Here is a 22,599-nt window from a genome sequence, read left to right on the forward strand (position 1 = left end):
ATTCTAGCTTCTATCATACCGCTATTACGCATAGGAGTGAAGACCGGCGATAATCAAGTTGACAGCAACCAGATTAAACATGATGATTGCGAATCCCCCAACTGCCAGCCATGCAGATTTTTCACCGTGCCAGCCTCGGGATAAACGTAAATGCAGAAAGGCTGCATAGAAAAACCAGGTGATCAAGGCCCAAACTTCTTTTGGATCCCAACCCCAGAAACGGTCCCACGCCTGTTGTGCCCAAATCATGGCAAAGATCAAAGCCCCCAGAGTAAATACCGGAAAACCGATAGCTACTGCTCGGTAAGAAATTTCATCCACTAAATCAGGATTTGCCCGTTTCAATAATGGCTGAATGGCCGCTGCAATCCGTTTCCTTAACATCAATCTGGCTAATAAATACAGAACTGCCCCAGTCAGGACCGACCAGATCAATGTATTAAATTTCCTGGCAGCATTTTCACCATGCATCCAACCAGGTGCTTCAAACCATGGTTGCATGACCCCTTCTGTCTGCAACTCTCCGTCATTTGGTCCCGTGATTGCAGGAAGCTGATACTCCACGGTAATTTCTTGTCCTTCGACCGGAAATTGAAATGCTGCACTATAGTGAAAAGCGCTGAATAAGGAGGAAATAATCACAAAACCCAATGTGGAAAAAACCGCATACATGACTACTTCCAGCCAGGTGGTCCGTTTACTTCGTTGTGTTTGGTCGATTTGCCTTATTAAATAAATCAGTCCCGCTGCAAAACTTACTGCCAATATCGCTTCCCCGGTTGCCGCTGTTGTTACATGTATGTACAACCAATGACTCTTCAGCGAAGGAATCAGCGGTGATATTTCCCGCGGGAACATACTTGCGTATGCAATAATCAATAAAGCAACAGGTAATGTGAATAGTCCTAGCAGATTCAATCGGTAAATAAAATAGATGATGATAAAGGCAAAGACGAGCATCATGCCAAAAAAGGTGGTGAATTCAAATAAATTACTTACCGGTGCATGCTGACTTGCAATCCACCGTGTAATAAAATAGCCTATTTGTGTCAAAAAACCGATGATGGTGATGGTAATGGCTACTTTACCTAACATGCCATTGCCTTTATCCGTACGTTTATCACGAATTGTCCCTGCAAACACGAAAGTCGCCACTAAATATAAAATAAAAGCAAAATAAAGCAGCGCACTGCTTACCTGAGTCAAATCTCCCATCGTTCTCCTCCTTCCACCGTTTGTGTACCAAACGGGGTTATTGCTTGAGTTCCTGTTGATCCTCTACCATGTTCAATTCAGTTCCCTCGATCGCTTTCTCAATTTCACGCTTAATTCCATACCAGTTTTTGTTCGTATGGGCAGCCAGCATCACTCCTGAATCGCTTGGATGGATCCAAACTCTGCGGTGCTGCCAGTACATGCCCTGGATGACCCCAATCATGAAAATTAGACCACCAAGTGCGATGATAGGAAGGGTATAGTCTCGTTTAAGTGTTAGTCCGGTTACATCGCGTACTTCGAAATTCTGCAATCCTACTTTATAGTCATTTTCTCCCGATGCATCGACGTTTCGCCCGATTCCTGCAAAGCTAACTTCAGGTGTGTCCTCCCCTGGAGGATACACGAAAAAGACAAAGGCCGGATTTCTTGGATACTTGGATTGAGATGCAGGTGTTCCGTCGTCCATGTAGTATTCAGGGAAGTATTGGTCAATGACCACACGGAATCCATTATCGAGTTCATATTCGTATTCTGGGTCCATCAAATTGACAGTAAAGCTGGCTAGTGCCTCTTCTGCTTCATCGTCTGTTTCATGGATTTTAAATGTCATAGATTTAAATTCATCAAGCTGATAACTCGATTGGTAAAGAGCATAACCGTCGAACTTCAAAGGTTTGTTTACTTGGATACTGCCTTCCTTTACCTTCTCCAATTCTGGGTCTTCTCCTGTGACAGCTTCCCCGGATGCTTTATAGATGACTGCATCTGTCTGGTAGTTACTCGGTACAGCACCACCCTGTTTTTGGATCGCTTCCTGATACCGTTCATCGTTTTCATCATACGTTTCCATGATGAAATCTTTGTTCTCCACGTAATATTGCTGGTCTGTTTCCGGGACAACCGCTGTTTCTCCTTCCCGTACCCATACATAATCGTCTATGTACATGAATGGGATAAAACGCATAAGTGCACCTATCAAAAATACAATCAAGCCAATATGATTGACATACGGTCCCCATCTGGAAAAACGACCTTTTTCAGCCAGTATGTGACCGTCTTGTTCCTTGATTTTATACCGCTGTTTTTTCAACTGGTCTTTCACATGATTTATAGCTTGGTTGGATATGTTTTCCGTCTCGCTAAACAACCGTTGTTTCTGCAAAAATGCTTTGTGCCGCTTCGGTTTCTGCATTTTCAAAGCCCTGCGGAGCGGAACATAACGATCAATGCTGGCAATGATGATTGACGTGCCGATCATCGCGATTAAAATCATATACCACCAGGAGCTGTATAAGTTATGCAGACCTAATTGATAATAAATTTTTCCTAGTATTCCGTACTGATCGGCATAGTGCTGTGCCGGGTCCACATTCGGCGGTATATACATTTCCTGAGGAAAGATGGTTCCGACCGCCGAAGCAATCAACGTTATGACGATTAACGTCACCCCTACTTTCACCGAAGAAAAGAAATTCCATATTTTATCAATCACCGACTTATTGTAGGTTTGTGACCTTCTTGCACTGCCCTCGTACCGCATGTTCAGTAGTTTTCCAGGTTTATTGCCATCGATATGCTGATTTTTTTCAATCGGCTTTCCGCAAGCTTCACACAACACGGTACCTTCCGGATTGACATGTCCGCAAGATTCACAAGTAATTCGTTTCATTCCTATCCCTCACAATTTTCAGCTGTTGTTATTGAGGTTCGATTTTTTTTAAGTACCCCTCCAACCGATCAAGTGTCAATGCGCCCGATACCTTGTCCACAACTTCGCCATCTGCATTGATGAATAAAGTGGAAGGAAGCTCGCCGACATCATATAATTCCAATACTTGTCCTCCATTATCTCTGACAATCGGAAAGCTAAGCTCATACTTGTCGACGAATCGATTCACGACTAAATCGTTTGAATCCATACTGACAGCTAAGATTTCTACCCCTTTTTCTTTGTATTCCGGATACAGGCTTTCCATATACGGCATTTCATCTTTACAAGGTCCACAGTATGTAGCCCAAAAATTAAGCATGACCCCTTTGCCTTTTAAATCATCAAGGGATACTTCTCCACCTTCACCATTTAGGCGTTCCAATTTAAAATTGGGTGCCTCAGCTCCTACTCCTATTACCGTTTTATCCTTGTTAAAATTAGACACCAGCGCAAATACTACCGCAGCCAGCAAAACAATTAGAATGCTGGAACGAAAAAGAAGACGCATGTTCTTCTTTTTTTGTTTTTGTTTTTTTGCTTCTTCTACTTTACTCAACATGCTCACTCCCTACGCCATTATATCATTAAAAGCAAGCGTGATATTTGAACATTATTTAACATTTTCTTCTGCGAGCGTACGCAGTTTCTTTACTTCGTGCGGTGTCAGCTCCCGCCATTCACCTGCATTCAAACCGTGCAGGTTCAAAAACGCATACTCCTCCCGCTTTAATTTATCAACCGGATAATGCAAAGCTTCCATCATTCGGCGAACGTGACGGTTTTTTCCTTCATGCAAAACAATTTTGACGATCGCCGTATTTTTCTTTGCATCCGTCGACAAAATTTTCACATAAGACGCCCTTAATCTTTCCCCTTCTGAAACGACTCCTTTTTTCATTTGCCGTAATGCTTCCTTATCAGGTATCCCCTTTGTTTTTGCAACATAAACCTTGTCTATTTTATGCTTAGGGTGCATCAACAGATTTGCAAAGTCTCCGTCATTAGTCAAAAGCAGCAAACCAGAAGTATCGTAGTCCAGCCTTCCTATCGGGAACACCCGCTGTTCAATCTCCGGTAAATAATCGGTGACTACTTTTCGGTTTTTATCATCTTTGACACTTGATATAACGCCGCGTGGTTTATAAAGAAGATAATACACAGGTTCTTCCTTCTCCAGAGGAACTCCGTTTACCTCAACTTTGTCATCGGAAGAAACCTTTGTCCCCAATGTTGTCACTATTTTTCCGTTAACCTTCACTTTTCCTTCTTCGATTAGTTTTTCTGCTTTCCGGCGGGATGTGACTCCGCTTTGTGCTATCACTTTTTGCAGCCTTTCTTGTTCATTAGCCATTTTATCACCAAATTTTCCTTTATTTTAGTAGTACTTTTGCTCGTCCCTTTTCGGACAATAAAGAAGAGCGTTAACTAAAAAGTCAACGCTTACCTTGCGAATACAATCGTGACAATGACGATTGAAGCTATTATACCAATTAGATCTGCCAACAGTCCAACTTTTAAAGCATCTCCCATCCTTCGGATTCCAACTGCCCCGAAATAAACCGTAATAATATATAAGGTGGTGTCCGTGCTACCTTGCATGGTCGAAGCAAGTCGGCCGATAAACGAATCCGGACCGTGAGTATTTATCAATTCTGTGGTCATGCCGAGTGCCGCCGTACCGGAAATTGGTCTTATAATCGATAAGGGAACAATATCAGGCGGTACCCCAAAAGCCTGCAATAATGGAGATAGCATGGAAATAAAGGCGTCCAGAGCCCCCGATCCGCGCAAGATGGCGATGGAAACCATCATTCCCAGTAAAAAGGGAAGCAAAGAAAAGGCCATCTGAATCCCCTCCTTTCCCCCTTCAACGAACAACTCATAAGAAGGAAGTTTCTTCCATGAAGCAGAAATCAGCACAATTAATATAATAAGTGGAATCATCCAGCTGCTGATTGTCGAAATGAAACTCATTTTTTCTGCTTTCTCACCCTTCTATAATAAAATAATCTGTCTATAATGATGGCAGCTGCAGAAGATATCAACGTAGCGATAATCGTTGTGCCGACTATTTCTGTAGGTGCAGCCGAATCATACTTCATGCGGATGGCAATGACTGTGGCTGGAATCAACGTCAAACTAGAGGTGTTGATTGCCAGAAAAGTAATCATCGAGCGGCTTGCTTCATCCGTCTGACTGAGCTGCTTCATTTGTTCCATGGCCTTGATTCCCATTGGGGTAGCAGCATTGCCTAACCCGAATAAGTTTGCGGTGAAATTCGACAAAATGTAACCCATAGCCGGGTGGTCTTTGGGAATATCCGGGAACAATCTTGTTACCAGCGGTTTGAAAAGTTTGGCCAGCATGGTAAGAAGTCCTGCTTCTTCAGCTACCTTCATTAATCCAAGCCAGAAGACGAGAACACTTATCAAACCAATCGACAACATCACTGCGTCATCGGCACTCTCGAATAATGCTTCATTGACTTCTTCCATGGTTCCATTGAACATTGCATAGACAATACCAATCACGGCCATTGCTGCCCAAATATAATTTACCACCTAGAAAACTCCTGTCATTTTCCGGAATAACTGCCAAAATCCATGCTGGCCATTATTTTGATTGAAACCATTGGGGAAAATGCTCATCTCTGTCAAATAGGTGCCGTTGACTTGAAAAACTTTCTTGCCGATTTTCTCCGCTTGTTTTTTTGAACTAGGAGCATTATCAAGCAAATATACTGAGCTGGTCACTTGCTGTTGTTCTTTTTCTGTAAGCGGATAACGCAACGTATCTGGAAAGTATCCACTAAGTTCTTTGTTCGAACCGCGGACGTTAAATTGCTCGACTCCCTGCTGTTGTAAATCCGTCATCTGATATTTATCAAATCCCCAATCAAATAAACGAATGTGATCTCGCCAATCATCCGGATCATTTATGGTTACCACGATAAGGGACATTCCGTCTTTTACAGCTGTTGAAACAAGCGTTCTTCCCGCCCGTTTTGTGTATCCTGTCTTTCCACCAGTGCAGTACTCGTAATACTGAGTCAATAGTTTGTTTTTGTTTCCCCATGCGTACATCCTTGTCTCTGCTTTGTATGATTTAGAACCGGTTATTTCTCTGAATATCTCATTATCCATTGCATAGCGCATTAACAAAGCCATATCGTATGCACTCGAGCGGTGGTTTTCCGAATCAAGACCATGCGGGTTTTCAAACGTTGTATCTGTCATTCCGAGCCATGCTGCCTTTTCATTCATCATATGGACAAACCCTTCGACGCTTCCGCCCACCTTTTCAGCGATAGCGACTGCCGCATCATTTCCTGAGCGCAGCATCAGGCCATAGACTAAATCTTTCAGTTTCATCTTTTCGCCTTCTTCCAAATAAATCGAAGACCCCTCCGTATAGACAGCCCGGTGACTAGCTGTCGCCTCCTCCTCCAATTCTCCCGATTCTATCGCGATGATTGCCGTCATAATTTTCGTGATACTTGCTATACGTTGTGGCTCGTGAGCATCCTTTTCAAACAGCACTCTTCCTGTGGACTGTTCGATCAGAACGGCATGTGCAGCGGATACTCCCGGAGCTGCAACTGCCCTTTGGGGTATAAAAACCCCCATTATGAAACCAACACAACAAACGAGAACTCCTATTCGCTTCAATGCCCTACCTCCCAGCCTACTCTCTTGTACCATCATATGCAGGAAGGACAGGCGTATGTATAAAACTCTCTTCTGTTTTCAACCAGCAGTTAAAAAAACGGAGCCAGCTGCGAACTACCTACTTCTCCAGCCAGCTCCTGTTTGGAAGTTAAACATATGGAACGTTCACTTGTTTTGCTTCTTTCAATCTTTGGGAAACCGATTGCCAGTTTACGATATTCCACCAATTCTTCACATAGTCGGCCCGTTTATTCTCATATTGAAGATAATAGGCATGCTCCCATACGTCTAGGACTAATAGCGGAATGACATCCCACAAACTAAACATTTGATGCTTTTCGATTGTCTGGATTGCCAGGCGACCTGAGCGTGGTTCCCATACGAGCGCAGCCCAACCTACTCCTTCCACTGACTCAGCAGCACTGGAAAAAAGCGCTTTGAATGATGCAAACGAACCGAAATCTTTTTCTATTTGTCGCATTAACTCGCCAGAAGGCCGGCCACCTCCTTGAGGGGACATGTTTTCCCAAAACAAAGAATGGAGGAAATGACCAGAACCATTAAAAGCCTGCTCCCTCATCCAATGTTTGATTAATTTATTATCAGTCTGTTTTGTATAAAGCTCTGTTTCCGCTTTGTTTAATCCATCCACATAAGATTTGTGGTGACGATCGTGATGCAATCTCATGATTCGCTCAGAAATATACGGCTCCAAGGCATTATAAGCATATGGCAGATCTGGAAGGAAGTGCTGCCCTGGCAGAATGGCTCCCTGACTTTGTCGCGGCTTTTCCAATAGATACTTGATAAGGTGGAAAAGCTTAGCGCTTTTTTCTTCCACAAGTGCGATCTTTTCATCAGTGGGTTCGTCTTTTTCTTCTAACAAACCATTTAGTAAGGATTTCCAGTCGTACAGCTGTATCTTCCACTCTTCCAAATCCTTCCCGTCCAGTTTGACTCCTTCCATTTTCCCTTCTACTTCCTCGCCCCATGTTTTCAAGGAAGCTAAGTAATCTTTCTTTTTTTCGTTCATCGAATCACCTCCCGATATTCTATGCCGGAGACCCGCCTATGTGTATCTGCTAACGAGCACTGAGGTGAAAAATTTGCTGACAGTCAGGATCAAGTCTGGAAAGCGGAATGCCAAAAAACGTTCGGCCGGTTTAGGAAGAATAGTTTTTCAAATTGGAAGCTTCAGCCGTGTACATTGTCCGCAGGATAAAGGGGGGAGGGAACGAGTGACCGAAGTCCTAAAGGATGCTAAACGAACAGAAGCAAATCATGCGCTGATTATGTCCTATACTGATAGCAAAAAAATCATCAGCATATCTCATTTTGCTGATGATTTTCCATATTCCGCTTAAGACATTCTTTTCTGATAGGTTGTTTCATAATAGCTTAATTCCTCGCGCATCCGTTGAAAGGACTTTTCCAAATGCGCCATTAAACGCAAAAACGAATAGGGTGGTTGATGATAAAATGTGATGCTCTGTCTTCCAGAATAAGATGCCCGGCTGTTTTCGTACCAAGCGTCATTCTTAGGCGAAAAGAAACCGAGAATACATTGATGGTGAATGCCATATAGCGTTCTTTCTGCCGCCGTCTCGCGCATCGGTTCTTCACGAAGCAGACCATTGACAGTATCATTGGCTTCGTCGCAAAAAACTTCCAGTCTTCTTAGTGCCTTCAACAGCTCCATATAATACCCAGAATCTCTGCTGCCATCTTCACTCATTAAATCTGCCAATTTGCAATTGTTCAGATAGCTGCTGATTTCGTGCAGGGAATCAGCAAGAAAAATACTTACCTCTTTCACATGAGCATATAGGGAATCGTTGCTCATCATTCAGCCTCCTGTTAAGTTCTAATGGCCGGGCCATTAAAAGATAAAATACGATTACTAAATCCTACTCCTCTTCCAACTGGTCCTGAAAATTTTTAAAAAACAAATCAGCTTCTCCTTCTACGTCTGCTTGTTCCACACTTTCAGGGAGTGGCGGCAATTCATCAAGCGATCGGAGTCCAAAATACGTTAGAAACTCCGTAGAAGTACCGTATAAGATGGGGCGGCCAACTCCTTCTTTTCTGCCTTTTTCTGCAATAAGTCCCCTGGACATTAACGTTTGGACAGGTCGATCACTCTTGACCCCTCTCACTTCTTCAATCTCCGCCCTGGTGATCGGTTGCTGGTATGCGATAATCGCCAATGTTTCCAGTGCAGCTTGAGAAAGCCTAGATGTTTGCGGGGTGTCCATCAATTTTTGATAATACGCTGTATGTTCTGGCTTTGTGGTTAAATGAAGCACATCATTAGACTCCATTATCGTTATACCTCGCTCAGCATGCTCATAATCGTATTTCAATTCATCGAGAACATGTTGGACTGCATCTGCATCCAAACCAAGAATTTGTTCAAGCTGCTTTTGGCTGATTCCCTCATCTCCAGAAGCGAACAAGAGGCCTTCCATTACTGCTTTAAACTCTGATAACTCCACGTGGTTCACCTCATATAATAAATCATTAATTCATCGAAATGTTTCTCTTGTGTACAATAAACTTGTTTTCCCTTCATCAGTTCAAGCACTGCCATAAACGTGACAACAATGTGGGAACGTGAAGGAATAGGGAATAATTCATCAAATGCAATTCCGTCCGGTCTTTCCTTCACTTGTGTCATCACTTCTTCCATCCGCTGTTTGATGGGTATTTCTGTGCGTTGAATTTTTGTCGAAACAGGTTTTTCCCATTTTTTCCGCTCCATGATTTTATTCATGGCAGCAATCATGTCATAAATGGAAACATCCCCCTGTACCATTTGCTTTTGCGCTGGTTCTTCCTGAAATTCTACCGGTGGTCTCGTATAGATTTTATTGGCTTCCAGCTCTCTTTCTTTTAACTGGTCAGCTGCTTCTTTGTATTTCCGATATTCAATCAGCCTTCGCATCAAATCTTCACGGGGATCCTCTTCATACTCTTCTTCTTCCGGCTCAATGGTCTGGTTTGGAAGCAACAGTTGACTTTTTATAGCAATCAAAGTGGCTGCCATCACCAAGTATTCACTGGCAATATTAAGTTCAAGCTGTTGCATGGTGTGTATATAAGTCATGTACTGCTCAGTGATTTCTGCTACAGGAATATCATAAATATCTATTTCATACTGATTGATCAAATGTAGCAAGAGATCTAACGGGCCTTGAAATGCTTTCGTATGTACTTCATATTTCATACTCATTACTTTTCCTCCCTTGCCAAATCACCCACCGGTCACTCCAACACTTTATTCTATGTCTCAAAATGTTCTTTCATAAAATTTATTCTGTCTGGCATATATGCCCATACAGCATTAAGCAAAGCGCATAGATTATTATTGTAAGTTAAATAATAACGTTTCTACTAAAGGAGGCATTAGCTATGGGTGCATATTACGGCGGTGGATTCGCTTTGATCGTAGTACTGTTCATTCTTCTAATCATTGTAGGTGCAGCCTGGCTGTAAAAGCCAAATAGCCCAACATCGGTAAGAAATCCTTTAAAAAACCTGTAAAAACCGGCCTACATTTTCTGCAAGGCCGGTTACATAGCCACTAATGTAACTCCGCTCATTCTATTATACGCTAACTCTGGAAACTGGAAAAGCCAGCTCGCTAAGGAGCTGGCTTTTCTATGGCGTCGGTGTGTACGTTATTGCTCCTCTTCACATCGTTCAAGAAAACGCTCTGTCATATCGTCGGCACAAACAGCGTACTGCTGCTCATACGAACGCTTGACTGCCTGAACCATTTTCCGTCCAATCCCCATATTTCGATGAGAAGGATTAACCGTTATATGTTGAATGACGACATTAATTTCATTTTCGAACCGGACACCGACAGCACCGAGAATGTCTTCTTCTTTCCAAAGAAACAGCTGCCAGTCAGGATTTTCCTCGTATTCTTTAATGGTGCTTTGCAGTTTCTTTACTTCTTTTTCTTCCGGCATGAAGGAAAGTAATCCCATGGCAATTTTTTTAAAACTTTTTTTATAGCGAATTAACATATTTACCCCTCAATTAGAAATTAACTTACTTATGATTGATAGAAGAAAAATAAGGCCGACTATGACCATCAGCCAAAACAGCATTTTCTCCTGCCTATCGCTATTCATGTTTATTATCACCCTTTGTACGGTGAAGTATAATCTATTTATGGACTATATTAGCCAATTTGTCAAATAACTAAATATGTCAAAGGACAATATAAAACCAATAAATGAAACCCCAAATCAAACCGATCACCAAAAGTATGGAAAATAATAGCCAATTTCTTTTTTTCTCGCTCATCCGCTTCACTCTTTCCTATCCAGACTGTCTACCATCAATGATCGTTCGAAGAACAAAATATCCGTCCGACTTCTTCCCTCTCCACTTAAATGGAATAAAATTTACCATAGCAATCCACAAATTATATAGCGCAAACAGACGGATCCATGCGTTGCTTTCAAATACGAATTTCATTAACAGCCAACCAGCTGCCAGATTACAAGCAGGACCACCCAAGGAGATAATGACTTTTTCCACGCGACTGTAAGGATGCGTTCTACTACTTGAAGCATGCCCTCCGGCTGTAAACAGTAAATGAAAATGCACTGTCAGTTTACGTCCTATCCTTACTTCTTTTATTCTTTTTCCAGCCCCAAGTGTCAAATCCATATATTCTGCCCGACAAAACCAGGAGCCGATCGCGTGCCCTGATTCATGGATCCACACCCCTGCCGGAGCTGCCACCAGTACCAGATAAGTCAACATTAAAAGCCAATGCATGGTGTTCCGCCCTTTACCTTCCAAAGCATACTTGTCCACCAATCATTTTATTGGTTTGACCAGGAAACTTCAAGGGGGCCTACAAACAAAAAATCATCAGCATGTTAAATGGCGCTGATGATTTCTTGAAGATAGGCTTTTGAACAGCCCTTTTTAAACGGTTTCGACTTTTACTTCCTTCATGACGTCTCCCTGCTTGATCCGCAACACTGTATCCATTCCTTCCGTTACCTGTCCAAAGACAGTATGAACACCATCTAAATGGGGCTGGGGTTCATGAACAAGGAAAAACTGACTTCCGCCTGTATCCTTCCCTGCGTGAGCCATGGATAAAGAACCTGCAACATGTTTATGTGGGTTTCCTTCTGTTTCACATTTAATCGTATATCCAGGACCACCTGCGCCTGTCCCGGTCGGATCACCGCCTTGTGCAACGAAACCAGGGATGACTCGATGGAAGGTCACTCCATTGTAAAATCCACTATTGGCAAGTTTTTCAAAGTTTGCCACTGTGTTTGGTGCAGCTTCCTCAAACATTTCTATTTTGATTACTTCCCCATTTTCGAATTGAATGGTTGCCTGTTTCATCATTAAACCCTCTCCTTTATACCGTATGGCAAATCATTTCTAGTCAAATCTTCATAAGATTCCCGCTGTATCACCAGCTGGTCCTCACCTTGTTCGGCAAACACCACTGCCGCCTTCGGAAAGCGGTTATAATGATTGGACATCGAATACCCATATGCCCCCGTGCTGTAAACCGCCAATATATCGCCATATTCTACTTCAGGAACTTCCATATCCCAAATCAACATATCTCCCGATTCACAGCATTTTCCAGCAATGGATACCTTCTCGGTCAGTGGCGCGTCTGCTTTGTTTGCTATGACAGCATCATATTTCGCCTGATAAAGTGCTGGCCGTAAATTATCAGTCATTCCACCATCTACAGAAACATACTTTCTTACACCAGGAATATCTTTTATGGAGCCTGTCCTATAAAGTGTCACTGCAGTATTTCCGACAATCGCTCTTCCTGGTTCAATCCAGATTTCCGGGAATTCCATTCCATGGAAGTCCACCTGTTTTTGCACTTCATCTACGAGGGCATCCACATAACCATCAAGCGGAAGCGGTTCATCTTCCGCTGTATAACGGATTCCAAATCCTCCTCCAAGATTAAGCACTTTAGAGCGATAACCGTACTCTCGTTTCCATTCACCCAGCGTTTCGAACAAGCGCCTCACAGCCATGACGAAACCGTCTGTTTCAAAGATTTGGGAACCGATATGACAATGCAAGCCGATAACATGGATGGAGTCCATCTCCTGCAACATTTCAAAGGCCTGCTCCGCTTGTCCATTTGCCAAGTCGAAACCAAATTTCGAATCCTCATTTCCGGTTAAAATATAATCATGTGTATGGGCTTCAATTCCAGGTGTTACACGTAAAAGGACATCCATGGTTCTTCCTTGTTTCTCCAGGATATCTGACAGTAACTCGATTTCATAGAAGTTATCCAGTACAATACAACCTATTTCATGTTGAACCGCCATCGATAGTTCCTCAAAACTTTTGTTATTCCCATGTAAATGGATCCTGTCAACGGGAAAACCTGCCTGCAGAGCTGTATAGAGCTCGCCCTGAGAAACAACATCAAGGCTTAAATTTTCTTGTTTTGCAACCTGCAGCATAGCAATCGAGGAAAACGCCTTACTTGCATAAGCGACCTGCGCGCTAACGCCAGCTTGTTTAAAAGTATTTACAAATGCTCTCGCATTCTTTCTAATCAATGAAACATCGTAAACAAATAGAGGTGTTCCATACTTTTTTGCCAAATCAATCGTATCCACCCCGCCGACCACTAAATGGCCCTGTTCGTTCGTATGAAAAGGATGATTCATTCCCTGCACCTCCCTGCAAATTGCTCAAGCACAAAAAGGATGAAGCCGAGCAGTGGCAGTTCTCTTTTTACTTCTAATGAATACTGCCCAGCACCAAGCTTGTTTTTCTTCCTTTTTTGAAAAAATAGATAAAATTAATTTACCATAACCTTGTCGAAGGTTCAATGTTTTCCTTTCGGCTGCTTATAATTATTGCGGGGATGAACGATACTTGGCCGGTCTTTGGTTAATGGAACGGATACTCGGAAAATGATTTGCTGCATCGCTTTGGCATTAAACGGAATGAACGGCCACAGATACGGAGTATTCAAGGATTTCGTAAGACTTAAAGCCAGTATATAAAGCGTGAATCCGATAACCATGCCTTTTACTCCAAAGAGGGAAGTGATGATAATTAATAACATGCGGGACAACTTATTTGCGATGCTCAATTCATAACTCGGTGTTGCAAAGGAACCGATGGCACAAATCGAAACATATAAAATTACTTCCGCACTAAACAGCCCTACATCAATCGCAATCTGGCCGATCAATACTGCTGCAATCAAACCCATTGCTGTCGAGAGCGGGGTCGGTGTATGAATAGCGGCCATTCGCAAAAATTCAATTCCAATGTCGGCTATGATTAATTGTAAAACTACCGGGACATTTCCTTCCTCATTTGGCCCTATGAATTGAAGGAATGCTGGTAAGTGGGCAGGTTCCATTACCAGGACCAGCCAGAATGGCAGAAGAAATACGGATGCAAAAATGCCTAAAAACCGAACCCAACGGACAAATGTCCCTATTGCCGGAGATTGTCTGTATTCTTCCGCATGTTGTACATGATGAAAAAAAGTGGTAGGAGTAATAATCATACTAGGTGACGTATCAACCATGATCAACACATGTCCTTCCAACAAGTGTGTAGAAGCGACATCGGGCCTCTCCGTATATCGAACAAGTGGAAAAGGGTTGAACCCTTGTTTAACAAGGAACTCTTCAATGGTTTTATCTGCCATCGATATTCCGTCAATTTCTATATGTTTTAATTCGTCTTTTATCAGCTTCACCAGGCCATGATCTGCTACGTCTTGTAAATAGGAAATACAAATATCCGTTTTGGAACGTTCTCCTACTTTTATCATTTCGTGACGGAGCCGCTCATCTCTGATTCTTCTTCTTGTCAATGCAGTATTTTCAATAATGTTCTCTGTGAATCCATCGCGGGAACCCCGGACGACTTTTTCCGTATCCGGTTCTTCCGGTGAGCGACCTGGATAGGTCCTCACATCCACAATAAAAGCTTCTGATTCATCCTCCATGAAGATGACAATTAATCCACTAAGCATTTGATCTACTGCTTCATCCATCATAGCAACTTTGGTAACTTGCTGATGTACCAGATGGCTGCCGATAATTTCAGTAAGCTTATGTTTATTTCTACCTGCTGAAGCAGGATACGTTTCATTTATATCTGTCAATTTCTTTAACAACTCAACGATGGTTGGTGTTTCACAAAGCCCCGTCAAATAGTAAAGCTGAATTTCTTTCTTTAAAATAGTCAACTGCCGAAAACCTACATCAAATGAAGTTCCTACGCCGACTTTTTCTTCCATGAATCGCTGGTTATCTTTGAGATCGCTTGATATGGTGGGTTTTTTCTGAGCTTGCTTTTGTTTATTCATTGATAACCACCTCTTTCTAAAATGATTTCAATCGCTTTTCGAGTAATTGGCGATCCCTTTTTGATATCATCTTTTCCTTGCATCTTTCCAATGTCTCCAATAGCGACGACTACAGGAATGTCCATTTGATCCAAAGAATAAATTGTGTCACCGTTTATCCTTCCAATCTCTGGGATCGGTATGCCTTCTTTACTTATGCCATTGGAAGTCAGTTGTCCGTCCTGATCTATTGCCAAGGTAAACCTAGTCCATTCGGCGTTTTTTGTATGTGCAGCTACAGCAATGGCACCTATTATTTGGATGTTTTTGTTTTTTGCCAACCCTAGTAAGATTTTCTCTCCTGCCCCCGGTCCAGGAGCCCCTGCATCATCTATCAAGACATAAACTGGTTCTGCCGGGGCAGCCATGATTGCCTCTGTCACCTGTTTTTCCGTTGCTTGAGTCGGATTATCTGATAAGTATGCCAGACAGGTTCCGCCTAGTTGCCCCGATAAGTAATCAATTGTCTTCTTGGCGTATTCGTCCCCATCCGTTATGATGATCACTTTTTTCGGTCGTTCCATTGCACCGAGTCCTTTCCACACGTCTTGGTTACTTAACGAAAATGATCCATTGAAACAGCGAACCGGCTATCTTACCTAGTACGATAGCCATCAGCAGCCACAGAAGATGGTTTTCCATACCGATCCGTTTCGCCAATAAAGGGAAAACATTCAAAACTTCCGTCAGAGCAGCTGCCAACATTCCGATGAACACCCCATGAAAAGCTCCCCAGACAATTGTGATAAACAAGGATAAATGGAGTGATACGCCGACAAAGGAAAGATACGTCCCAAATAAAGCACCGATAGTCACGCCCGCTTCATATGTTTTTACAAAAGCTTTCGTTTTGCTTAATTGTACAAGGCGAGGAATGATTCCCAGTACAGTCAAAAAAGCGACAAATCCAGTCCCTACTATTAGCCCAGAGGCCAATCCGATAAATATCTCACTGAGAATGATGAGAACCATGCTCTTTGTTCAACTCGTTTTCATGGTAGGTGACATAACTGTCCAAGTCCTGCTGGTATTTATAAATTTCCACTTCCAATGGGCTAGGTTCCTCATTAAACCGTTTTTTAAATAAGTGGTTGAAAAAAAGAATCATCCCGATTCCTAATCCGAATGAATAAGGGATTTGCAGCCAGAGCGGATATTCTTTGTTTTCTCCTGTCAACAAGTAATGCAGACGCTGCTGCACTTCCTGCATACTGACGTCATAGTGAAAGTTCATGATGGCCATTGCCGATCCTATAAACAGTAGCAACCAAATCAACGTTACCAGCAAAATTGGAACGTTTTTTCGTTTCTTTTCGATCATTAAAATTGTTTGGGCAGCTCCAACTTGCTGGAATTCCAAGTTGGGGTATAGCACTGTCAATTTATCAATAACAGTGAAAATGTCGATTACCGATACATTTTGATCTTCAGGGGTTACCTGATAAATATGCGTTTCGCCTAACTCCTGCATATCGGGGGCTGTACCTGACAATACCGCGATATCCTTAAGCAGGACTGTCGTATGTTCCGTGACATATAGCTTCTTTTTTAATCTCAAATATACAATGCCTTCCAAATCAGCCACCTCCACTGTCGGATTCGTCCTTATTATGGATAACCGGTTCCTTAAACATGCATAAACAGAATAAAAGCTCTCCAGCATGTTTTCAAAAACGTGAAAAATTCACTTAAATTCCTTAAAGAAATCTAGTAAGTAAAATTTGTGAGAAATCAGAGTCAAAAGACAGGAATGAAGATGTATAAAGGTGGAAATGAATTGTCCCTGCCCAAGAAAGCATTTCGGAGATGTAAAGCAGATGAGCGTTCGGATAAATGGACGGTATCTTGAGGATTCGTTTCACGACAATGCAAAAACCGCCAGTATGACTGGCGGTTGATTTTGTTTAGATTGATGAACCGAAGATTTTTTGCAGAAAAAAGATAAACTGTGCAGTAACTCCCTTAGTAGTCCTTGAGCCTTTTTATAGTAGTGGTGTAGTCCAGCGCTACGGAAATACCCTTCGCTTTCCGCGGGCGGCTGGTGAGCTTCCTCGAGCTAACGCTCTGCGGGATTTCACCGAGACCTTTGCTCCCGCAGGAGTCTACAGGTATTTCCACCGCTGGTATGGGGTTTCTGAATTTGGATTAGTAATACCACACGTTAGACCTATTTTACTGCTTCTTCACCTATTATTCAGAAATCTATTTAAGCGCAAGTGTCAGTGTCTTTCTAAACACCTATCTGGTCTTTTATATATTGCAGAATGCGCTTTTCAAGCCTGGATACTTGGACTTGAGAAATTCCCAGCCGTTCGGCCACTTCTGATTGCGTCTGGTCCTTATAATAACGTAAATAAACAATAAGCCTTTCTCTTTTTTCCAGATTCCGAATCGCATCTTGTAATGCGATCTTATCAAACCACTTCGTATCTGTTTCCGCAATTTGATCCAAAAGGGTTATGGGATCACCATCATTCTCATAAACCGTTTCATGAATGGAATGAGGCAGTTTAGAAGCCTCCTGAGCATGGACTACTTCCTCCGGTGAAATCTCCAATTTTTCAGCGATTTCGCTAACAGTCGGCCCGCGCCCCATCGCCTTGGTCAACTCATCCTTTGCTTTTCGTATCTTGTTCCCTGTTTCCTTCAAGGACCTGCTTACCTTGACGCTTCCATCATCCCTTATAAACCGTTGAATCTCTCCGATAATCATCGGGACAGCATACGTGCTAAAGCGAACATCATAAGACAAATCAAACTTATCAATGGATTTTAGCAGGCCGATACATCCAATCTGAAATAAATCATCTGGATCGTATCCCCGGTTGATAAACCGCTGAACAACGGACCAAACCAGTCTGACATTATTCTCTACAAGCCGGTCCCTTGAAATTTGATCGCCTTCCTGGCTTTTTAAAATTAATTCTTTTACCTGTTCATTTGTCAAAGGGTCATCTTTATGCGTTTTTTTGAGCTCTATTTCCATAGGCATCCCCTTAATTGCACAAGGTTTTACTCTTCTTTAGTTGTTTGTACAACTTAAGCGTGGTGCCTTCTCCGGGATGTGAAACAACCTCAACCTTATCCATAAAATTTTCCATGATCGTAAAACCCATGCCTGAGCGTTCCAATTCTGGTTTGGAAGTGTACAATGGCTGTACCGCTTCGTTGATATCGGAGATACCGATACCCTCGTCCCTGATGACTAATTCAATTTCATCTTCCTCGATCGAACAGCTGATATAAATTTTTTGGTCCTCACTGTTTTCGTACCCATGAATAATAGAATTGGTAACTGCTTCCGAAACAACGGTTTTTAGTTCCGTCAATTCGTCCATCGTAGGATCCAGTTGTGCGATGAAAGAAGCGACCGTTACGCGGGCAAATGCTTCATTTTCACTAACACTGGTGAATTCCAAATGCATATTATTTTTCATGATGCTACCCCCAGACGAAGCAATGCATACTCTTCACTTTCTTCCAAACGGATGATTTTAAACAAGCCGGACATATCAAACAATCGTTTCACCGCAGGGGATATTGAACAAACGACCATCTCTCCTCCCAATTGCATCACTTCTTTGTACCTACCCAGAAAAACTCCCAATCCCGAGCTGTCCATAAAGCTTAAGTCCTCTAAATTCAATATAACGTGCTTGGCGTTATTTTCTCTGATTGCCTGCTGCCACTCCTTTTTCAATCGATCCGAAGTATGGTGGTCAAGCTCACCCGAGAGACGAACCAATAAAACATTCTCTTTGGTTGTGAATTGCGTGTTTAGACTCACTACTGATTCCTCCTTACTGTTTCTGTAGTGAATCTTTTCTTTACGGGTCATCTTAAATCCTGCAAGGTGACAAAAGAAGTGCAGGTTCGGTAAAACCCGCAAAAATCACTGCTTTTTCAGCATTGCATGGAATGTCCGTTTAAATAACTGCCAATAGCCGGCATGATCGACGTTTTCTTTCACAATGAGCGGTGTTTCCGACAATACTTTTCCATTATGGACAATCTCGACCTTGCCAACTTCATCGCCCATCTTCAAAGGAAGCGTTATGTCTTCCTGCATCACTACATTTGTATCTATGTTTTCCAAAGGTTCTCCTTTTTTATAAATCAACGAAATAGGTTCTTCCGTCACCACATCAATCGACTCATTTGCTGCTTTTAATAAACTTAACTTTGAGACCGGTTGGTTGCTCTTGAACAGCTGTTTGGTATCAAAATGATTGAATGCATAATCAAGCATTTGGGTAACATCGCTATTCCGCTTTTTCGTTGTATCTGCACCCAAGACAACTGCAACCACTCGCATATCGTTTTTCTTTGCAGTAGCGGTCAAGCAATATTTTGCTTCAGAGGTATAACCGGTTTTCAAACCGTCGACACCCGGATAGAATTTGACCAGTTTATTCGTGTTGACCAGCCAGAATTCATCTTCGGTGCCTTCACGTAAATAGCCGTCATAAATACCTGTATATTCTGTTATCTCCTCATGCTTCAATAGTTCCTTTGCCATAACACCCATATCATAAGCCGTGCTGAAATGCCCTTCTGCAGGGAGGCCTGTGGGGTTTTGGAAGCGGGTGTTTTCCAACCCTAGTTGCCTTGCTTTATCATTCATCATTTTGACAAATGCTTGTTCACTTCCGGCTATTCTTTCTGCCAGTGCAACACTTGCATCATTTCCGGAAGCTACTGCAACTCCCATCAATAGATCCTGCACCTTCATTTCTTCTCCGGCTTCCAGAAAAATTTGCGATCCGCCCATCGATGCTGCATATTCGCTCACTCTCACCTTTTCGTCTAGCTTGATTTTTCCTTCATCCAAAGCTTCCATAATAAGAATCATGGTCATGATTTTTGTCATGCTCGCCGGCGGCAATTGCTTATGAGCATCTTTTTCATATAAGATTTTTCCTGTGTCTCGCTCCAGCAAAATTGCTGATTGGGAATTCTCTGCGAGATTCAGCTGATCCTCTGATGTCTGTTCTTTGTTTTGTTCCGCTGTATTTTCCTCGGCCATCATATTGACTGGAAAAACGCCAGAGAAAACCATTAAAAAAGCTAGTAACAAGATTGTTTTTTTCATAGCAATACCTCCAAATGTTAGTATTGTTATTTTTTCCATATGGAGGACAATTTATAACAAAAAAATAAGGCCGGGATAAAAGCATGGCCACCAAAGCAAAAACCGAGCGAATTCTAAGTGCCAATCAAATTCGTTCGGTTTGTATTTGTATATTCTCTTTTTATCCTGTTGTTTAATGCGTGCTTCAAATCGCTACGGCAAGATACTACGCGTTCCCGCGGAAAGCGAAGTACCTTGCCGGAGTGGAAAGTTGCACTTTTCATAGGGTAGAACGGTTTGCTTTTTGCTCATCAAAAAAACCGAACGAATCGTTCGGTTTTCATTTTGGTCACAATACTTCTCTCCCAGGTCATCCTTTTACTTGATTACTTCGTATATTAGCTGATGCTTATTTGGCTTGTCATCCGCAATTTTGTACGCTTCTTTTACTTTAGTCAAAGAGTCTGCCGGATTTGGTTGTTCACTGTGCAGAACAGCTATGGTCTCTCCCTTTTCGATTGGATCCCCAATCTTTTTGTTAAGGGTGATTCCTACCGCATGATTAATTTTATCGTCTTTGGTCGCCCTTCCGGCACCTAAGTACATGGCAGCAACACCAATCGATTCGGCATCTATCTCCGCAACAAACCCCTCTTTGTTCGAGATTACCTCCACATGGTGGGGAGCAGCTGGCAGGCGGGATAGATCATCGATCATCGATAAATCCCCTCCTTGTGCAGAAATGAATGTACGGAATGCTTGAAAAGCCTCTCCGTTATCGAGTTTCTGTTCAAGTGCCTGGTAAGCTTCTTGATAAGACGGAAAAGCACCTGCCAACACAGCCATGTGTGCTGCCAATTCCAGACCAAGGTTTCGTAAATCCTCCACTTTTTTTCCTTGCAGAACTTCTGCGGCTTCTTTGATTTCATTGGCATTACCGACCTCATAGCCAAGCGGCTGATTCATGTCACTTATGACAGCAATCGTGTTCCGGCCGAGTTTGTTACCGATATTCACCATCTCTTGTGCCAAAGCCTTGGATTCATCCAATGTTTTCATAAAAGCTCCAGAACCTGTTTTGACATCCAAGACAATACTGTCCGCTCCAGAAGCAAGCTTTTTACTCATAATCGAACCAGCAATTAAAGGAATTGAATCAACCGTGCCTGTTACATCCCTCAGTGCATATAACTTTTTGTCTGCCGGGGCTAGATTGCCAGTCTGTCCTGCTACAGAAAGCTTATGCTTGTTGACATTCGAGATGAACTCCTCTTTGCTCATTTCGATATGAAAACCGGAAATCGATTCTAGTTTGTCCAAGGTTCCCCCTGTATGACCCAGCCCTCTTCCGGACATCTTCGCCACCGGCACTCCCACAGAAGCAACCAAAGGTCCCGTTATAAAGGTGATTTTATCTCCCACGCCACCAGTGGAGTGTTTGTCCACTATGTGACCCTCAATCGCTGATAAATCGATGGTATCTCCGGAAGCTGCCATTGCTTCCGTGAGCACCGCTGTTTCATCAGCACTCATGCCTTTAAAATAAATAGCCATCATTAAAGCTGCTGCTTGATAATCCGGGATAGTCCCGGCAGTGTATTCCTCGACAAAAAAACGAATTTCCGAGTCCGTTAACTCCTGCCCATTCCGTTTCTTTAGAATTACATCGACCATTCTCATTAGTTATCACCTTTTTACTTTTATCATGGTAAAGTTTTGACTATTTTCTTAACGAAACTCAAGAAATCCTGCCGTACGCGCTCCGTCGTCTCGATCACTTCCTGGTGAGACAACGGCTGATCCAGTATGCCCGCAGCCATATTGGAAATACAAGAAATCCCCAGTACTTTGATTCCCATGTGTGCTGCAACAATCACTTCTGGAACCGTTGACATACCGACAGCATCTCCCCCGAGCGTTCGTAGCATTTTCACTTCGGCCCCTGTTTCATACGTAGGTCCGGTATTACCGACATAAACCCCTTGCTGGATGGAAAAATCTAATTCTTCCGCACACTTACGGGCGTGTTCCAGCAATTCTCTGTTATAAGCTTGGGACATGTCGGGGAAACGTGGGCCGATTTCTTCATCGTTCGGACCTATCAACGGGTTTGTTCCCATGTTATTGATATGGTCCTCTATCAGCATTAAATCGCCCGGTTTAAATTGTTCATTAATTCCGCCAGCCGCATTGGTGACAAGCAATTTTTCTACACCCAAAAGCTTCATGACACGGACAGGAAACGTGACCTGATCCATGCGATACCCTTCATAGAAATGAAAACGCCCCTGCATCGCAATTACCTGTTTTCCCTCCAGGCGTCCAGCTACCAACTGGCCTTTATGACCCGAAACGGTCGATTCCGGAAAATGAGGAACCGATTTATATGGAATAATGATAGGATCTTCAATCTCTTCTGCGAGAACTCCAAGTCCAGAACCAAGAATCAGGCCGATAACGGGTTTTTCCTCCAGCTTCGATTCGATATATTGCGCTGATTCTTTCATTTCTTTGCTATTCATTG

27 protein-coding genes are annotated in these 22,599 nt (G+C 42.7%); 2 read left to right on the forward strand and 25 right to left on the reverse strand.

The features are described 5' to 3' along the window. Window positions 1–24: 24 nt before the first annotated feature. The 8 genes from ccsB to ERJ70_RS10630 form a co-directional block, all read right to left on the reverse strand. Window positions 25–1,215, reverse strand: coding sequence for a c-type cytochrome biogenesis protein CcsB (gene ccsB / locus ERJ70_RS10595; RefSeq protein ID WP_309506931.1), 1,191 nt, complete (start codon window positions 1,213–1,215; stop codon window positions 25–27). A 37-nt stretch (window positions 1,216–1,252) separates the two neighbouring features. Then, window positions 1,253–2,887 carry a cytochrome c biogenesis protein ResB gene (gene resB / locus ERJ70_RS10600; protein ID WP_209364868.1) on the reverse strand — a complete coding sequence of 545 codons (1,635 nt, stop codon included), beginning with the start codon at window positions 2,885–2,887 and terminating at the stop codon, window positions 1,253–1,255. A gap of 28 nt (window positions 2,888–2,915) precedes the next feature. Then, a complete protein-coding gene (gene resA, locus ERJ70_RS10605; protein ID WP_209364869.1) occupies window positions 2,916–3,488 on the reverse strand; it encodes a thiol-disulfide oxidoreductase ResA in 573 nt (190 codons plus the stop codon). Between the two features lie 51 nt (window positions 3,489–3,539). Next, window positions 3,540–4,280 (reverse strand): pseudouridine synthase, encoded by a 741-nt coding sequence (locus ERJ70_RS10610; protein ID WP_209364870.1) that lies wholly within the window; start codon window positions 4,278–4,280, stop codon window positions 3,540–3,542. Between the two features lie 89 nt (window positions 4,281–4,369). After that, entirely contained in the window at window positions 4,370–4,903 is a 534-nt protein-coding gene (locus ERJ70_RS10615; RefSeq protein WP_209364871.1) for a spore maturation protein, read from the reverse strand. Next, window positions 4,900–5,490 (reverse strand): nucleoside recognition domain-containing protein, encoded by a 591-nt coding sequence (locus tag ERJ70_RS10620; RefSeq protein WP_209364872.1) that lies wholly within the window; start codon window positions 5,488–5,490, stop codon window positions 4,900–4,902. Before ERJ70_RS10620 ends, ERJ70_RS10615 begins: the two co-directional genes overlap by 4 nt. Then, on the reverse strand, window positions 5,491–6,555 hold the full coding sequence (locus ERJ70_RS10625; RefSeq protein WP_209369305.1) for a D-alanyl-D-alanine carboxypeptidase family protein: 1,065 nt from the start codon (window positions 6,553–6,555) through the stop codon (window positions 5,491–5,493). Window positions 6,556–6,745: 190 nt separating this feature from the next. After that, window positions 6,746–7,630 (reverse strand): superoxide dismutase, encoded by an 885-nt coding sequence (locus ERJ70_RS10630; RefSeq protein ID WP_209364873.1) that lies wholly within the window; start codon window positions 7,628–7,630, stop codon window positions 6,746–6,748. A 205-nt stretch (window positions 7,631–7,835) separates the two neighbouring features. On the opposite strand from ERJ70_RS10630, the gene ERJ70_RS20125 reads away from it, so the two are divergent. Then, a complete protein-coding gene (locus tag ERJ70_RS20125; protein WP_256439037.1) occupies window positions 7,836–7,961 on the forward strand; it encodes a hypothetical protein in 126 nt (41 codons plus the stop codon). Here the strand turns inward: ERJ70_RS20125 and ERJ70_RS10635 are convergent. The 3 genes from ERJ70_RS10635 to ERJ70_RS10645 all read right to left on the reverse strand — a co-directional run bounded on the left by ERJ70_RS10635 (window position 7,958) and on the right by ERJ70_RS10645 (window position 9,829). Next, the gene (locus tag ERJ70_RS10635) at window positions 7,958–8,440 is read right to left on the reverse strand and encodes a DUF3907 family protein (protein ID WP_245207920.1); all 483 of its coding nucleotides are present in this window, start codon (window positions 8,438–8,440) and stop codon (window positions 7,958–7,960) included. The two genes, ERJ70_RS20125 and ERJ70_RS10635, sit on opposite strands and share 4 nt — an antisense overlap. 64 nt (window positions 8,441–8,504) lie before the next feature. Further along, window positions 8,505–9,092: an SMC-Scp complex subunit ScpB gene (scpB, locus tag ERJ70_RS10640; protein ID WP_209364875.1), complete on the reverse strand. Its 588-nt coding sequence runs from the start codon at window positions 9,090–9,092 to the stop codon at window positions 8,505–8,507. 5 nt (window positions 9,093–9,097) lie between these two features. Next, window positions 9,098–9,829, reverse strand: a complete 732-nt coding sequence (locus ERJ70_RS10645; RefSeq protein ID WP_209364876.1) for a segregation/condensation protein A — start codon at window positions 9,827–9,829, stop codon at window positions 9,098–9,100. A 179-nt stretch (window positions 9,830–10,008) separates the two neighbouring features. On the opposite strand from ERJ70_RS10645, the gene ERJ70_RS10650 reads away from it, so the two are divergent. Then, window positions 10,009–10,092 (forward strand): YjcZ family sporulation protein, encoded by an 84-nt coding sequence (locus ERJ70_RS10650; RefSeq protein WP_035426703.1) that lies wholly within the window; start codon window positions 10,009–10,011, stop codon window positions 10,090–10,092. 185 nt (window positions 10,093–10,277) lie between these two features. Here ERJ70_RS10650 and ERJ70_RS10655 read toward each other — a convergent pair whose 3' ends face one another. The 14 genes from ERJ70_RS10655 to ERJ70_RS10720 all read right to left on the reverse strand — a co-directional run bounded on the left by ERJ70_RS10655 (window position 10,278) and on the right by ERJ70_RS10720 (window position 22,597). Next, window positions 10,278–10,631 (reverse strand): GNAT family N-acetyltransferase, encoded by a 354-nt coding sequence (locus ERJ70_RS10655; RefSeq protein WP_209364877.1) that lies wholly within the window; start codon window positions 10,629–10,631, stop codon window positions 10,278–10,280. A 298-nt stretch (window positions 10,632–10,929) separates the two neighbouring features. Then, window positions 10,930–11,394, reverse strand: coding sequence for a zinc metalloprotease (locus tag ERJ70_RS10660; RefSeq protein ID WP_209364878.1), 465 nt, complete (start codon window positions 11,392–11,394; stop codon window positions 10,930–10,932). Window positions 11,395–11,547: 153 nt separating this feature from the next. Beyond that, the gene (locus ERJ70_RS10665) at window positions 11,548–11,982 is read right to left on the reverse strand and encodes a peptidylprolyl isomerase (protein WP_209369306.1); all 435 of its coding nucleotides are present in this window, start codon (window positions 11,980–11,982) and stop codon (window positions 11,548–11,550) included. 2 nt (window positions 11,983–11,984) lie between these two features. After that, window positions 11,985–13,298, reverse strand: coding sequence for a diaminopimelate decarboxylase (gene lysA / locus ERJ70_RS10670; protein WP_209364879.1), 1,314 nt, complete (start codon window positions 13,296–13,298; stop codon window positions 11,985–11,987). Between the two features lie 161 nt (window positions 13,299–13,459). Continuing rightward, on the reverse strand, window positions 13,460–14,965 hold the full coding sequence (locus tag ERJ70_RS10675) for a spore germination protein (protein WP_209364880.1): 1,506 nt from the start codon (window positions 14,963–14,965) through the stop codon (window positions 13,460–13,462). Beyond that, the gene (gene spoVAEA / locus ERJ70_RS10680) at window positions 14,962–15,528 is read right to left on the reverse strand and encodes a stage V sporulation protein SpoVABEA (protein ID WP_209364881.1); all 567 of its coding nucleotides are present in this window, start codon (window positions 15,526–15,528) and stop codon (window positions 14,962–14,964) included. The genes ERJ70_RS10675 and spoVAEA overlap by 4 nt, the downstream gene beginning before the upstream one ends. A 28-nt stretch (window positions 15,529–15,556) precedes the next feature. Continuing rightward, on the reverse strand, window positions 15,557–15,976 hold the full coding sequence (locus ERJ70_RS10685; RefSeq protein ID WP_209364882.1) for a stage V sporulation protein AB: 420 nt from the start codon (window positions 15,974–15,976) through the stop codon (window positions 15,557–15,559). After that, complete coding sequence (locus ERJ70_RS10690; RefSeq protein ID WP_209364883.1) at window positions 15,954–16,580, reverse strand: stage V sporulation protein AA; 627 nt, start codon at window positions 16,578–16,580, stop codon at window positions 15,954–15,956. Before ERJ70_RS10690 ends, ERJ70_RS10685 begins: the two co-directional genes overlap by 23 nt. Window positions 16,581–17,234: 654 nt before the next feature. Then, a complete protein-coding gene (gene sigF, locus ERJ70_RS10695; protein ID WP_074597073.1) occupies window positions 17,235–17,990 on the reverse strand; it encodes an RNA polymerase sporulation sigma factor SigF in 756 nt (251 codons plus the stop codon). 10 nt (window positions 17,991–18,000) lie between these two features. Beyond that, window positions 18,001–18,441 carry an anti-sigma F factor gene (spoIIAB, locus tag ERJ70_RS10700; protein ID WP_209364884.1) on the reverse strand — a complete coding sequence of 147 codons (441 nt, stop codon included), beginning with the start codon at window positions 18,439–18,441 and terminating at the stop codon, window positions 18,001–18,003. Next, window positions 18,438–18,791 (reverse strand): anti-sigma F factor antagonist, encoded by a 354-nt coding sequence (spoIIAA, locus tag ERJ70_RS10705; RefSeq protein ID WP_245207923.1) that lies wholly within the window; start codon window positions 18,789–18,791, stop codon window positions 18,438–18,440. Before spoIIAA ends, spoIIAB begins: the two co-directional genes overlap by 4 nt. A 105-nt stretch (window positions 18,792–18,896) precedes the next feature. After that, complete coding sequence (locus tag ERJ70_RS10710) at window positions 18,897–20,096, reverse strand: D-alanyl-D-alanine carboxypeptidase family protein (protein ID WP_209364886.1); 1,200 nt, start codon at window positions 20,094–20,096, stop codon at window positions 18,897–18,899. Window positions 20,097–20,453: 357 nt separating this feature from the next. Next, entirely contained in the window at window positions 20,454–21,755 is a 1,302-nt protein-coding gene (locus ERJ70_RS10715; protein ID WP_209364887.1) for a pyrimidine-nucleoside phosphorylase, read from the reverse strand. 23 nt (window positions 21,756–21,778) lie between these two features. Beyond that, window positions 21,779–22,597, reverse strand: a complete 819-nt coding sequence (locus ERJ70_RS10720) for a purine-nucleoside phosphorylase (RefSeq protein ID WP_209364888.1) — start codon at window positions 22,595–22,597, stop codon at window positions 21,779–21,781. Window positions 22,598–22,599: the final 2 nt, after the last annotated feature.

The organism is Sediminibacillus dalangtanensis (assembly GCF_017792025.1).
Classification (GTDB): Bacteria; Bacillota; Bacilli; order Bacillales; family Amphibacillaceae; genus Sediminibacillus; species Sediminibacillus dalangtanensis.

Bases quoted from the DNA above. Each gene is read 5' to 3' on its own strand.
- ERJ70_RS10635 (WP_245207920.1), bottom strand. From the start codon at position 8,440: ATGAGCAACGATTCCCTATATGCTCATGTGAAAGAGGTAAGTATTTTT.
- ERJ70_RS10660 (WP_209364878.1), bottom strand. From the start codon at position 11,394: ATGCATTGGCTTTTAATGTTGACTTATCTGGTACTGGTGGCAGCTCCG.
- ERJ70_RS10710 (WP_209364886.1), bottom strand. From the start codon at position 20,096: ATGAAAAAAACAATCTTGTTACTAGCTTTTTTAATGGTTTTCTCTGGC.
- ERJ70_RS10720 (WP_209364888.1), bottom strand. From the start codon at position 22,597: ATGAATAGCAAAGAAATGAAAGAATCAGCGCAATATATCGAATCGAAG.
- ccsB (WP_309506931.1), bottom strand. From the start codon at position 1,215: ATGGGAGATTTGACTCAGGTAAGCAGTGCGCTGCTTTATTTTGCTTTT.
- ERJ70_RS10685 (WP_209364882.1), bottom strand. From the start codon at position 15,976: ATGGTTCTCATCATTCTCAGTGAGATATTTATCGGATTGGCCTCTGGG.
- spoVAEA (WP_209364881.1), bottom strand. From the start codon at position 15,528: ATGGAACGACCGAAAAAAGTGATCATCATAACGGATGGGGACGAATAC.
- ERJ70_RS10625 (WP_209369305.1), bottom strand. From the start codon at position 6,555: ATGGGGGTTTTTATACCCCAAAGGGCAGTTGCAGCTCCGGGAGTATCC.
- ERJ70_RS10630 (WP_209364873.1), bottom strand. From the start codon at position 7,630: ATGAACGAAAAAAAGAAAGATTACTTAGCTTCCTTGAAAACATGGGGC.
- ERJ70_RS10715 (WP_209364887.1), bottom strand. From the start codon at position 21,755: ATGAGAATGGTCGATGTAATTCTAAAGAAACGGAATGGGCAGGAGTTA.
- resA (WP_209364869.1), bottom strand. From the start codon at position 3,488: ATGTTGAGTAAAGTAGAAGAAGCAAAAAAACAAAAACAAAAAAAGAAG.
- sigF (WP_074597073.1), bottom strand. From the start codon at position 17,990: ATGGAAATAGAGCTCAAAAAAACGCATAAAGATGACCCTTTGACAAAT.
- ERJ70_RS10650 (WP_035426703.1), top strand. From the start codon at position 10,009: ATGGGTGCATATTACGGCGGTGGATTCGCTTTGATCGTAGTACTGTTC.
- ERJ70_RS10610 (WP_209364870.1), bottom strand. From the start codon at position 4,280: ATGGCTAATGAACAAGAAAGGCTGCAAAAAGTGATAGCACAAAGCGGA.
- ERJ70_RS10615 (WP_209364871.1), bottom strand. From the start codon at position 4,903: ATGAGTTTCATTTCGACAATCAGCAGCTGGATGATTCCACTTATTATA.
- resB (WP_209364868.1), bottom strand. From the start codon at position 2,887: ATGAAACGAATTACTTGTGAATCTTGCGGACATGTCAATCCGGAAGGT.
- ERJ70_RS10665 (WP_209369306.1), bottom strand. From the start codon at position 11,982: ATGAAACAGGCAACCATTCAATTCGAAAATGGGGAAGTAATCAAAATA.
- ERJ70_RS10675 (WP_209364880.1), bottom strand. From the start codon at position 14,965: ATGAATAAACAAAAGCAAGCTCAGAAAAAACCCACCATATCAAGCGAT.
- lysA (WP_209364879.1), bottom strand. From the start codon at position 13,298: ATGAATCATCCTTTTCATACGAACGAACAGGGCCATTTAGTGGTCGGC.
- ERJ70_RS10645 (WP_209364876.1), bottom strand. From the start codon at position 9,829: ATGAGTATGAAATATGAAGTACATACGAAAGCATTTCAAGGCCCGTTA.
- spoIIAB (WP_209364884.1), bottom strand. From the start codon at position 18,441: ATGAAAAATAATATGCATTTGGAATTCACCAGTGTTAGTGAAAATGAA.
- ERJ70_RS10655 (WP_209364877.1), bottom strand. From the start codon at position 10,631: ATGTTAATTCGCTATAAAAAAAGTTTTAAAAAAATTGCCATGGGATTA.